This window comes from Oscillatoria nigro-viridis PCC 7112 (assembly GCF_000317475.1).
Taxonomy (GTDB): domain Bacteria; phylum Cyanobacteriota; class Cyanobacteriia; order Cyanobacteriales; family Microcoleaceae; genus Microcoleus; species Microcoleus nigroviridis.
On sequence record NC_019729.1, the window covers coordinates 2,859,555 to 2,872,014 of the forward strand.

The following is a 12,460-nucleotide window of genomic DNA, read 5'->3' on the forward strand; positions in this document are numbered from 1 at the left end:
GCCAATTTTATTCCCCTTAATTTTCCTTCATCTCTCCCCGATTATTCTGCCTAATGGGAATCTCAATCACAAATTCTGCACCCCGCTCTGTTGGCTGTGATAAACACTTCAAATCTCCGCCGTGCTTCTCCACCACAATCTGATAGCTAATAGATAATCCCAACCCAGTGCCTTGACCCACAGGTTTAGTTGTGAAGAAAGGACTAAATAGATGGGTTCTTACCTCGCTTGTTATCCCCAGCCCATTGTCTTTCACACTGATTCTTACCCAATCGTGATTCAGCATAGAAGTACGAATCGTAATCGTACTAGGGTCGTTTTTAATTTGCTCCGGGCTGCGTTTTTTATCATACTGATTCAAGGAATCAATTGCATTGCTCAGCAAATTCATAAATACCTGATTCAACTGACCGGCATAACATTCTATTTTTGGCAAATCTCCGTATTCTTGAATAATTTGAATAGGTGGACACTCCGGCTTAGGCTTGAGCCGACTCTGCAAAATGACTATACTGCTGTCGATGCCATCGTGAATGTTAACGGGTTTCATCTCAGCTTCGTCAAGGCGCGAGAAGTTCCGCAACGTCAGCACAATCTGACGGATACGTTCAGCCCCTACTTTCATCGAAGATAGCATTTTAGGCAGATCTTCTCTGATAAAATCTAGCTCTATGTTTTTAATTAAAGCTTCGATTTCCGGGTGATTGTTGGCATCGTACTGTTCGTAAAGGTTGATTAAATCCAATAGCTTCTGACTGTACTCATTGACATAAGTTAAATTGCCATAAATAAAATTAACAGGATTATTAATTTCGTGGGCAACACCAGCAACTAACTGTCCTAAGCTAGACATTTTCTCAGTCTGAATAAGCTGAGCTTGGGTGCGCTGTAAATTTTGCATTGCGAGTTCTAGTTGGATAGCTTTTTCTCGCTCTCGCACTTCTGATTGTCGCAATTTCTCCTCTCTTTCTTGGCGCGAGCGTTCGTTTTCTTTTAGTTCTTGCACGTGCTGCAATGTTTTGTTAATAGTAATTTCTAAATCCTGAAAATCTATAGGCTTAGTCAAAAAATCAAAGGCCCCACCGTTCATCGCCTTTCTAATATTTCCCAAGTCGCCATAAGCAGATATAACTACTGTTTTGACCATAGTAACTAGCTCGTTAAGTTTCGCTAGCAAAGCCATGCCATCCATGACTGGCATATTAATATCTGTCAGTACAATATCTATATCCGGCTGTTCTAGCAACTTTGAAAGCGCTTCTACGCCATTATGTGCAAAAAAAACTTGGTATTCTCCTGTGCGGATCTTTTTTCTAAATTTCTGGGAAATTAAACATTCTAAATCTGGCTCGTCATCTACAAAAAGTATTTTTGCTGGTATATTGCGAACCCTTTCGGTTGTTTCCGACATTTTTTCTCCTTTGATTAATTAACTTACCAGAATAATATTTATATACTTTAAGTTTTATTATAGATTATGGCATGAGTAATGAAAAGGCTGATTTATACAATTGCAAACCGGACGGCTGTAATAGGCTCTCTCGTTGGGTAGAGGCCGATTTATTAGCTCAACTCAAGTTAAGCCTTAGTTTGTCTGATTGGAATTTCAATCCAGAACTCCGCTCCCTCCCCCACCTCTGAAACACACTTCAATGCGCCCCCATGCTTCTCCACTATAATTTGGTAGCTGATATAGAGACCCAAACCAGTACCCTGACCTACAGGCTTAGTAGTAAAAAAAGGTTCATAAATGCGGTCTTTCACGTCTGCGGTCATTCCCCGCCCATTGTCCCGAATTTGAATGACGACACGGGAGTTTTCCTCTAGCAGAACAGTGCGAATAGTAATGGCTAGTTGGGGAGCGAAGATGTCATCTAGTGACTGTTGTTTATTGTACTCATTTAAAGCATCAATCGCATTATAAAAAATGTTAATAAACACCTGGTTGAGTTCTCCAGCATAGCATTCCACTAAAGGCAGATTGCTGTACTCCTCAAACACTTGAATTTCTGGACGCGCTCTCGTTGGTTGAAGTCGATTATCCAACATCAGGAGGCTGCTTTTGATCCCTTCGTGAATATCAACAGACTTTATGTTAGCTTCATCCAGCCTAGAAAAGTTGCGTAAAGACAAAACAATCTTGTGAATGCGGTCAACACCACATTTCATCGAAGCCAGAATTTGGGATAAATCTGCTATCATAAAGTCTAAATCTATGGCTTCGATTTCAGTTTGAATCTCAACACTGGGAGGAGTGTACTGCTGCTGATAGAGATGTAGCAGGTTCAGTAGCTTTTGGATATAATCCCTGACGTGGCTAATATTGCCGTAGATAAAGTTGGCGGGGTTGTTAATTTCATGGGCAATCCCCGCAACCAGTTGACCCAAAGAAGACATTTTTGCAGTCTGAATTAGTTGAGCTTGGGTCTTTTTTAGCTCTTGCAGAATTTGTTGTAAATCCTGAGCTTGTTCTCTAGCCCAAGCTTCTGATTGCCGCAAATACTGGTTTTCTTTTAGCTGTTGCACATCGCGCAGCGTTTTTTTGATGGTAATTTCTAAATCCTGAAAATCTATCGGCTTGGTTAAAAAGTCAAAGGCACCTAAGTTCATCGCATTTCTGATATTTTTCATGTCGCCATAGGCTGATATAACTATTGTTTTCAGGGGTAGGTCTATTTGATTAAGTCTAGATAGTAAAGTCAGGCCATCCATTTCAGGCATATTAAGGTCGGTCACTACCATATCTATATCCGGGTGTTCTTTCAATTGTTCCAGCGCCTCTACGCCATTATGGGCAAAAAACAACTGCCATCCTTCTGTACGGATATTTTTTTTAAATTTTTGGCAAATCAGGAATTCTAAATCAAGCTCGTCATCCACAAATAGGATTTTAATTGGCATATTTCTATCTTACTTATGTTGGTGAGTGCAAGTTATTTAATTTTTATTACTCAGCTAATTGTGGCTCCTTCAGATTGTGAATATTTTTTCTTTTAATTCGTCAAAATTAACGGGCTTGGTAATATAGTCATCCGAGCCATAAGCCATTGCGGTTTGGTAATTTGTTTCATCTGCATAAGCGGTAATCATAAAAATTTTTAGATCGGGAAATTTTTCTTTGGTAATTCTGAGCAGTTCTAACCCATTCATCCCTGGCATATTAATATCCGATAAAATCAAGACAATGGACTGGTTTTTATGGCTTTCTAAGTAGTCCAATGCAGCCTTTGCCGACAGTGCAAAATGAAATTCTATTTTCCCTGCTTTGATTTCTTTTCTAAATTTTTGCTTGAACAAAGACTGAACATCTTCCTCATCGTCTACAACCATTACTTTCATTTTTTTTACTCCTTAAATTAGGCTGTTTTTTTCGGCAACGTGATAATAAACTCTGTGTAACTTCCTACTTCTGTTTCCACTTTAATGTCTCCGCGATGCTGCTGGATGATAATATCGTGACTCATAGATAGACCTAGACCAGTACCTTCCCCCGCAGGCTTTGTAGTAAAAAAAGGATTGAAAATCTTATCAAAAATCTCTGGTTCTATACCTTGGCCGTTATCGCGAATGCGAATTTCAATCGCCGATTCCAGATTGCGAGTTCTGACATCAAGCTGGGGTGAAAATTTTTCTCCGATTTCTTGTTTCTTTTTATGGGCTGCATAGCAAGCATTGTTAATAATGTTCAGAAAAACCCTGGAGATGTCTTGTGGCACGACTTCTACTTGGCCAATATTATTATCGTAATCGCTTGCTATAATCATGTTGAAAGCAGCCTCCTTTGCTCGCATCCCGTGATAGGCTAGATTGACATATTCTTCCAATAAACTATTGATATTTGTGGCTTCCCAATGACCCCTTTGTCCGCGAGAATGCAAAAGCATATTGCCGACGATTCTGTCGGCTCTTTGACCGTGTTGATTAATTTTTTGGAGATTGGCTTTTAGATCGGTTAATAGCTCAGTAATATACTCCCTGCTATCGGGAGCTAAGCGTTCTGTTTGATTTTCAATTTCTTGCAAAATTTCTTCGGTTAATTCAGCAGAAACTTCGGAAAAATTGTTGACAAAGTTTAAGGGATTTCTGATTTCGTGGGCAATTCCTGCTGTTAAACTGCCCAGGGAAGCGAGTTTTTCTTGGACGATAATCTGATTTTGCATCGCTCTGAGATTTTCTTCGATCCGCTGGCGCTCTTCAATTTCATTCTGCAGTTGCTCCACACTATGGGTGAGCTCAGATGTACGCTCCTCGACTTTGATTTCTAGTTCTTCATTAGCTTTTTGCAGGGCTTCCTGGGCTTGCTTGCGATCGGTGATATCGCGGACGATCGCAACATATTGTTGAAGATCCTGATTGGAAAGGGAAGCGTCTTGAGAGAATCGATCGGAGATGGCAACTTCCAGAATGCGCGACCTACCATCGGACAAATTGAAAGTTTGTTCGCTGCGACTGAGCCACTGCTCTGGCTGAACCCCTAATCCGGGTAGTAATTTGTTTAGGTGAGACCCAATTAGCCCACGAGCCCCTATTCCGAAGACGCTTTCAGCAGCGGGATTAGTCTGACGAATTACACCATTTTCATCCAGCACTACAATAGCATCCAGGGCAATAGTAAATAGCTGTTCTGCGCCCTCTCGTGCCTCGTCCATTGAGACGACTTGGGGTAAGCTCGTCCAACAGGCAACTGCCACCCCAATAAAAGCAACTGTCACCAGTAGCACTACGAATAAATTCAAGCCAACAGTAGAGTTAGCATATAATTTGAAGCCAAACATCCAGCCTACAGCGACGGCGCTCACAATCAGCAAGATCAAAATTACAACCTGAAACGCCACAAAATCTGGCATTTTGCTCTTGCTTCTGTTGCGGTAAAGCCGAATCCACCACGAGGGATGGAAAGGGGCAAAGGCAATGCGACTTATCCCTGCATCCACTGCTAAAACGCCAAGGGGAAAAAACAACCCAATGATAAAGTTTTGCCAACCCCAAGCTAAGCCTCCTACGACTAGAACCACCGCATCTACTGCGAAAAAGCCCAGCGACCACCAAGGCCAGCGAACTTCTGGCCGATCCCGCCGCAGCCACAGTGAGAGATGGAACATCATCAGGCAGAGAACTAAGCCAACATTAGTAATCGCCACAAGCCGAGGCACATTTCCCCAAGCTAGGCAGATTAAACTCAGAACCAAAACAAAGACCAGCCCAAATCCAAATACACCCCGTCGGGATACAACTGCGAATGTTGGCGAAATATGCCCATCTACGGCAAGTTGGTACAGCATCCGGGGGCAGTTGGAAACAATTGTCGCGCAACTCAGAAGACAGCTTGCGACTACTAGAAAAGTGACAAGGGTGGGAACCCAGGGCCCCCATAATACCTGACAGGCAGCTAATACATTCAAGAATACGTCATCTTTCAGATCGGGAGCGGTAGCCAAGCGCATCAGTACCCAGGAACCTCCTAAAATCACAGGCAGCATCCCCAGTGCGGAAATTTTGAGAAACTGCAAGGTTTTAGTAGGGTTGCGGCTATCGGCTACGAAACTGGCGGCGGAGTCACAGCAGTAGAAGATGTAGGTAGCAAAGTAAAACCATTTAGCCCAGTCAATAAAGGTGAATTCCGGCCAAATGGTGGGGAAAAAGCCGGGACTGTTTGACGAAAAAGCTAACCAGAATAGACCCTGGATGGAAAAAACGGATAGTACGCCGACTGTCGGCAACACGAAAAAGGCGTGGAGAATACTTAAGGCGCGGGTGCCGCTGAATGTCAAAATGAAGGGTAAGAGCGTGAAGGTAATATTTAGTAAAGTTTCAGGACAGCTAAAACCTAAACTATTGAGGTTGACTTTGATGAGCTGCGTCAGCACGATCGCAGAAATTGGCAGTGTTGCTACCCAGCTTAAAAAGTAGCCGATCGCTGCATAACTTCCCAGACCCGGATAATTTTTCAGCATTCGGGCGGTATAGTTGGGCGTTCCCCCAGCCATGTCTGGGAAATACTCACCGATGCGTTTTACCTGTAGATTGAGCATTATGCCCATCAGGATACCGGGCAACCAGACGAAGATGGCGCTAGGTCCAATCGCTGCTTGGATCGCTGTGGCGATGGTAAACCAATTGGCGTGACCGGTGAGACCAAAGCCCGATGTTTCCACGGCACTCAGGCTTCGGGGCAGGCGCATGAGCGATCGCCTCGGGAGATTTTCTCTTAGGGAAGGCTGAGTTGGTTCTGAGTGGTAGCCGTTTTCCTGCTGGTGTCGGATGTTTGTCGCCATCACTTTTATCTATTATTTTGGGGATTTTGCTGTCGCCACCCTGATGTTCAGCTTTATAGCTTTTAACTTTTTTCCGTTAAGCCTTTTTGCTAGTCTTAAATTTTGGCAAAGCTGCATTTCCCAGTCAACCATAAAAATCCATCTCTATCCATCTTCAATATTACATTTTATTTCTGACTTCTGACTTTTGCTAATTTCGCGTTCTTTTAGCCATGCCGCTGAGGCTTCGGCAAAGTCGTTGGGTGTTTAGGGATTTCAGGCATGACATAGAAATTGGGTAGGACTTACGCAAATGCCACAACTCCCTGTACCAACACCCTAAAATTAGACAATAAACATCAGAATATCGGGAATTTTTAGTTGCTATATTAAATAATTTGATAGCAGCCTGTGTTGGGTGCATCTCACTTTGGCACATACATCAAATTGAAAGTTGACCGTTGAGATAAGCACAGCGAAGAGCCAGGATTGAGGAAACGTTCTCAATATTCCATTGCGCTCCCGATATTTTCACCCTTAATCCAATGCGTTTAATTGTTGATTCAACTGTTCCCGAACCAATCGAACTTATGGACTCTTCTTTGTAGTATTGGTAATTCACTATTCGGCAGCGATGGGTCTCTAAATAATTGCAAAACGTTTTAAATGCTTGACTTTTAAAGTCTTTAAATAAATTTCTAACTTCATCAACTTTGCCTTGCCATAACATATTTTCGGCTAATTTCAATCGTTTTATTGAACCCCCTACCTTGTAGAGATTTTCTTTGAGATGATACCAATCTAAAATTTCTTGTCTTTGTTCATTGTCTCCAATTTCTTTAAATATGTTCCAAATTCCGGCATGGCCATCTCCGAGGCAATACATAGGATGTAGTAATTTTGGCTATTAGTCCAATCAATTAAATCTTGATTATTTTGAAAAACGCTCCCGCATAAATATTATCTAAACACACGGCTTTATAGTCTTTCCAGTAACAGCTCTCGCCCTTGGTTGCGTTGCGTAGTCTAACTTTCCCGCCATCCAATGTAATTTCTTTGACTCCTTGTTTAGATGTAGGCAATTCAAATTCTTGTCGCTTGACTAATCTTTGTAATGTACTGTGAGAAATTTTGATCCCCGTAAATTTTTCCAAATCTTTTTCGGCGCTTTGATAAGATTCGTTAGCAGTGATTAAAAGACAGCAATTTTCCATCAGTGGACTCAATTGACTGTAAGCTTTTAAGCCAAAATATTTTGCCTGATTATCTGTAATGTCGAGCGAGCCGATTATTGATTTTATTTTTCGGGGTTTTCCTGTTTGAATTCCTGATACTGCTGAAAAAAAAAGTTACCTATTTCTGGACCAACTTCTGATAACATTTTCTGACGGACTGATTTTTCTATACTTTCAAAACTTTTTAACTCGGTTGGCTCTGTATTTCTGTAAAGAATTTTTGCTACCGCTTTTAAGTGGGCTTTTAGTTGTTGTTGGTCTGAGGGTGTCATTTTATTTACCTCATCTTTATTTGACGATTTTACTAGCTTTTTCATTTTAACTCTTTTTTGACACATTCGCAAAAGTGAGATGCACCCCCTGTGTTTAATTTTATATATTATTTGACCTGTTTTATCCGATCGATTTTTGAGCGCCTCACCCACACAATTTAAGCGCAAGCAATATGATTTATTTGAAGGTTATCTTGACTGCACTGCCAATATTATCTGCCGGTTAGTTGCTTGATTTGCCTACGAAATTGCTCAATTTTCCAACGAATAGCACACACATGAGTGTACGTTATTCGTGCTGGATTGAGTTTGGTTGTTAGTCGCGACTGTCCGCTTGTCAGTGCCCCGGACTGCTTAAAGTGATGCGTGAGGGGGCGATCGCCCCCTCACCATGTGCCTGTTGCGTAAATCCTGTAGTTAATTAGTACAGTGGGCCTCGGCGCACCTTACTACTACAGATAGTGTCAAAATAGAAGGAATGCAGCGTAAGTCTTGTTATTCCCTCTTCCTTCTTCGTTCTGACTTCAGAACTTACGCAAAAAATGAATGGTTCAATCAGCTATTAGTACAGACTTTTTGGGACGAGGCGCACTCTACAGATAGAGTTTATGCGTGCAGGAGTGTTCCCTATTCCTTCTTCCTTCTCCATAAAAAAACCCCGGTTTCTTCAAGAAACCGGGGTTTTTCCTACCAACTAAGAGAGGAGTCAAAACTTCACAGGTAGCGGTTGCCGGAATTCTACATTTCTCGCACAACCCTCTAAACCAAACTACGGGCAAATTCTAGTTGCAACTTCTTTAAAGCTGTCTCATTTCCTCTTCAAGCACCCGAACCAAATCTTGATTGCCACTGGATCTCGCTACTTCTATGCGGTGCATCAGTTGCTTGTGAATGTTAGCGCGGTGGGTTTCTGCTAGTTTTTTTACGTTTTGACGATTTGTGTTCATGGTGGACGTTCCTTATATTAAATTTGGTGTACCTGCTACTTCTCTAATATAGCGCTAAATTCCAAAAAGTATCTAAATTTACAAAAAATTTACAGTTGTTGACCGATCGACCACACTACTGTATAAGATTGGCCATAAGTCAATAGGGATATCTTGACAATAAAAAAAAGGCAGAACGCTAGAGCTGCAGAAGGCTGAAGTAGAAATTCTCCTTATAGTCATTTCAAATAAATGTGAGACAAATGCAAGATGATGTAAAATCAAGAAAAATTGTTAACTCGGAGCCGAAAAATGGCATACAGTCTAGATTTAAGAAAAAGAGTAGTGGATTATGTGGAAAATGGAGGGGGTATAACCAAAGCCGCCGCCCTGTTTAAAGTAGGAAGAGCAACAATATACAGATGGCTAGGGAGGGAAGACCTTCGAGCCACTAAGGTAGAACACCGTGAGCGAAAGATAGACTGGGAAATGCTCAGAAAAGATGTAGAAGAAAATCCCGAAGCAAGATTAATAGAAAGAGCAAGGAAATTCGGGGTGAGAGCGAGTGCCATATGCTATGCCTTAAAGAAAATGAAAATTACGATAAAAAAAAAGAATTTCGTTATAGAGAAAGGAATAGAGAAGAAAGAATACAATACTACCAAACACTGAGAACTTTAATTAAAGTTCATGGGAGTAAAAGCCTTGTATTTATTGATGAGTCAGGGTTTGAAGAGTTTCATGCTTGTGTTTATGCGTGGTCAAAAAAAGGGAGAAAAGTATATGGGGAGAGACAAGGAAAACGCGGAAAAAGAGAAAATTTAGTAGCAGGAAGAAGAAAAGGCAACAAGGACTTGATTGCACCTATGGTCTTTACAGGGAGCTTGAATGCAGAAAGTTTTGAAGGGTGGTTAGCTTTATATTTATTGCCATCTTTAACAATACCATCAATATTAATCATGGATAATGCACCGATTCATCGTAAGACAGCAATTAGGCTCCTGGTGGAGGAAGCAGGCCATCAGATACTTTTTTTACCAAAATACTCTCCTGACTTAAATGATATTGAGCATGATTTTAGTGCATTAAAGAGAGCTAAAATGTATGCGTCTCCTGGCACATCTCTTGATGAAGTTATTCGTGCTTATTGTGCAGAAAGAGTGTCTCATACTTATTTGAAATGACTATATCTCCCAACATTTACTCAAAGGGCTAGGTACTTGTGGCGCACCCAAAATTTAGTCAAAACTCAAAACTTCCTCCAGCGCCTCTACCAAATGCTGAAGGTGTGCGAGTTCGTGAGTTGCCATCAGCGAAATCCGAATCCGACTCACGCTGACAGTCGGAGGCCGAATCGCCGGAGCAAAAATACCCATCTCCTTGAGTTTGCTCCCTACTATTAAAGCTGCCGCTGCATCTTTTAACGGAAGAGTGAAAATTGGGGATAGGGAATTGCTAATTGGTAATTGGTGATTGGTAATCGCGCAATATTTGAAAGTTTCGATATTTTGTCGCAACCGAAGTCGGCGTTCTGGTTCTTGCTGGACAATTCTGACAGCTTCCAAAGCAGCCGCCGCGTCAGCAGGCGTCAATGCTGTAGTATAAATCCAACTCGCAGCTCGATTACGCAGAAAATCAATTAAAGCAGCAGAGCCCGCAACGTAACCGCCCAAACTTCCCAAAGCTTTGCTGAGTGTCCCCACTTGAATCAGCGGTGTTCCCGTACACCCGAAATGTTCTGCACAACCGGCACCGCTAGCACCGAAAACTCCTGTAGCGTGAGCTTCATCTACTAATAACATGCAGTTAAAGGTTTCGGCCACAGCCAACAACTGCGGCAGCGGACACAAGTCCCCATCCATGCTAAAGACGCTATCGGTAATAATTAAACACTTGCGGTATCTGGCGCGATTTTGCTCTAGCTTGGCCTTTAAATCCTCAAGATTGCAGTGACTGTACTCTAGGGCAGTTGCACCGCTGAGTGTGGCTCCGTTTTTCAGGCTCGAATGGTTGTACTTGTCAGATAATATCAAATCGCGCTTGCCGACAACGGATGCGATCGCCCCTAGATTCGCTAAATATCCCGAACTGAATACTAAAGCATCTTCAGTTTGTTTTAAATTAGCAATAGCTTGTTCTAGCTGTCGGTGCAAATCGCGGTGTCCGCTGACCAACCTCGAACCCGTCGCACCCGTACCAAATTCCTTAGTTGCAGCCATAGCAGCTTGAATTAACCTGTCATGGCCAGCAAGTCCCAGATAATCGTTGCTGGCAAAGTTAATCAGCCGACGGCCTGCTAATTGTACCACCGGCCCAGGGGAAGTTTCGATCGATTGTGGCGATCGATACCAATCGGCACGGCGAACTGTGTCCAGGGCCTTCTCTATCCAAGCGTAAGGGTCTGTGTTCATATTGGAAAGCGATCGGGTAATACGTTATATTAGCTGGTGATCAGTTCCTCCCTATCACAGAAGCATATGCCACTCACTAAAAAATACAGATTAGTCACCCGCAGCGATTTTGACGGTCTTGTCTGTGCCGTTTTGCTCAAAGAACTCGATATGATCGACGAGATTAAATTCGTGCATCCTAAAGATATGCAGGATGGAAAAATCGAAATAACAAATAACGATATTAGCACCAATTTACCCTATGTTGACGGAGTTCATCTAGCTTTCGATCACCATTTCAGCGAAACTCTTAGACACGAGAAAATCAAAATTAACCACATCATCGATCCCTATGCAGCTTCAGCAGCTAGGGTACTGTACAAATATTATGGAGGCCAAGCAAAGTTTCCTGATATTTCTGAGGCGATGATGGCGGCCGTTGACAAATCAGATTCCGCTCAATTTGCCCGAGAAGAGGTTCTGCATCCGCAAGAATGGGTGCTGTTAAACTTCATAATGGACGCCCGCACCGGCTTGGGAAGGTTTAAAGAGTTTACGGTTTCTAATTATCAGTTAATGATGCAGTTAATCGATTACTGCAAAAATCATACCATCGATGAAATTTTGCAGCTTCCTGATGTAAAAGAAAGAGTAGACCTCTACTTCGAGCAAGAAGAAAAATTTAAAGAGCAAATACAGCGATGCGCCAAAGTTTATAATAATTTAGTTGTTTTGGATTTGCGTAACGAAGAGGTGATTTATGCGGGCAATCGTTTTGTAATTTATGCTTTGTTCCCTCAGTGCAATATATCGATTCACGTACTTTGGGGACTGAAACAACAAAATACTGTTTTCGCAGTTGGCAAGTCAATCTTTAACAAAACTTCTAAAACTAATATTGGGGAGCTAATGTTAAGATATGGCGGCGGTGGACACCAGAATGCCGGAACTTGTCAGATTGAGAACGATAAAGCCAGTCAAGTTTTGAAAGAGTTAATTGCCAAGATAGAGCAAAATGGTTGAATTGGCTTTATCTTTTTTGCAGTCAGGACTTGAGTCTTTGATTATTTGTTTTAATTGTCAGCACTAAAGTCCTTACTACAAACAGGGATTTTTAGGACTGAAGTCCTTACTGCCAACGGGAGTTTAGTCCTCAAGGTTTTTAGCTGGCAGGTTCTGAACATTGAGATTTTCTGAACTCTTGGCTTTGACTGGTGGCAAATGGTCTACCAAACCCATCTCAAAAGCGATATCCGGCAACTCATCAGCATTATATTTTCCTGGCTCAAACAATCGCCCGGGAGTAAAACAAGGCTGTTTCAATCGTACCACTTCCCCAGGTGAAAACATTCCCCTAAACATTTTGCGTTCGAGTCCCATAAT

The 12,460-nt window shown here is 42.0% G+C and carries 10 protein-coding genes and 1 pseudogene; 3 read left to right on the forward strand and 8 right to left on the reverse strand.

The genetic code is table 11. The features are described 5' to 3' along the window. Nucleotides 1-16: 16 nt before the first annotated feature. The 6 genes and pseudogenes from OSC7112_RS12135 to pirA form a co-directional block, all read right to left on the reverse strand. Nucleotides 17-1,411: a hybrid sensor histidine kinase/response regulator gene (locus OSC7112_RS12135; protein WP_015176172.1), complete on the reverse strand. Its 1,395-nt coding sequence runs from the start codon at nucleotides 1,409-1,411 to the stop codon at nucleotides 17-19. A 167-nt stretch (nucleotides 1,412-1,578) separates the two neighbouring features. Then, on the reverse strand, nucleotides 1,579-2,901 hold the full coding sequence (locus OSC7112_RS12140) for a hybrid sensor histidine kinase/response regulator (RefSeq protein ID WP_015176174.1): 1,323 nt from the start codon (nucleotides 2,899-2,901) through the stop codon (nucleotides 1,579-1,581). Between the two features lie 69 nt (nucleotides 2,902-2,970). Then, nucleotides 2,971-3,339, reverse strand: a complete 369-nt coding sequence (locus tag OSC7112_RS12145) for a response regulator (RefSeq protein ID WP_015176175.1) — start codon at nucleotides 3,337-3,339, stop codon at nucleotides 2,971-2,973. Between the two features lie 17 nt (nucleotides 3,340-3,356). Beyond that, on the reverse strand, nucleotides 3,357-6,275 hold the full coding sequence (locus OSC7112_RS12150) for an ATP-binding protein (RefSeq protein WP_041622498.1): 2,919 nt from the start codon (nucleotides 6,273-6,275) through the stop codon (nucleotides 3,357-3,359). 421 nt (nucleotides 6,276-6,696) lie between these two features. After that, nucleotides 6,697-7,761, reverse strand: a pseudogene (locus tag OSC7112_RS12155) (ISKra4-like element ISOni1 family transposase). A 797-nt stretch (nucleotides 7,762-8,558) separates the two neighbouring features. Continuing rightward, complete coding sequence (pirA, locus tag OSC7112_RS39650) at nucleotides 8,559-8,708, reverse strand: arginine synthesis PII-interacting regulator PirA (RefSeq protein ID WP_015176177.1); 150 nt, start codon at nucleotides 8,706-8,708, stop codon at nucleotides 8,559-8,561. A 291-nt stretch (nucleotides 8,709-8,999) separates the two neighbouring features. On the opposite strand from pirA, the gene OSC7112_RS40950 reads away from it, so the two are divergent. Next, complete coding sequence (locus OSC7112_RS40950; RefSeq protein ID WP_041622479.1) at nucleotides 9,000-9,359, forward strand: IS630 transposase-related protein; 360 nt, start codon at nucleotides 9,000-9,002, stop codon at nucleotides 9,357-9,359. Beyond that, nucleotides 9,260-9,871 (forward strand): transposase, encoded by a 612-nt coding sequence (locus OSC7112_RS37005; protein ID WP_223300650.1) that lies wholly within the window; start codon nucleotides 9,260-9,262, stop codon nucleotides 9,869-9,871. The genes OSC7112_RS40950 and OSC7112_RS37005 overlap by 100 nt, the downstream gene beginning before the upstream one ends. Before the next feature lie 54 nt (nucleotides 9,872-9,925). Here the strand turns inward: OSC7112_RS37005 and bioF are convergent, their stop codons facing one another. Beyond that, the gene (gene bioF / locus OSC7112_RS12175) at nucleotides 9,926-11,098 is read right to left on the reverse strand and encodes an 8-amino-7-oxononanoate synthase (protein WP_015176178.1); all 1,173 of its coding nucleotides are present in this window, start codon (nucleotides 11,096-11,098) and stop codon (nucleotides 9,926-9,928) included. A gap of 66 nt (nucleotides 11,099-11,164) precedes the next feature. On the opposite strand from bioF, the gene OSC7112_RS12180 reads away from it, so the two are divergent. Continuing rightward, the gene (locus OSC7112_RS12180; protein ID WP_015176179.1) at nucleotides 11,165-12,100 is read left to right on the forward strand and encodes a DHH family phosphoesterase; all 936 of its coding nucleotides are present in this window, start codon (nucleotides 11,165-11,167) and stop codon (nucleotides 12,098-12,100) included. Between the two features lie 123 nt (nucleotides 12,101-12,223). Here the strand turns inward: OSC7112_RS12180 and OSC7112_RS12185 are convergent, their stop codons facing one another. Then, nucleotides 12,224-12,457, reverse strand: a complete 234-nt coding sequence (locus tag OSC7112_RS12185; RefSeq protein ID WP_015176180.1) for a hypothetical protein — start codon at nucleotides 12,455-12,457, stop codon at nucleotides 12,224-12,226. Nucleotides 12,458-12,460: the final 3 nt, after the last annotated feature.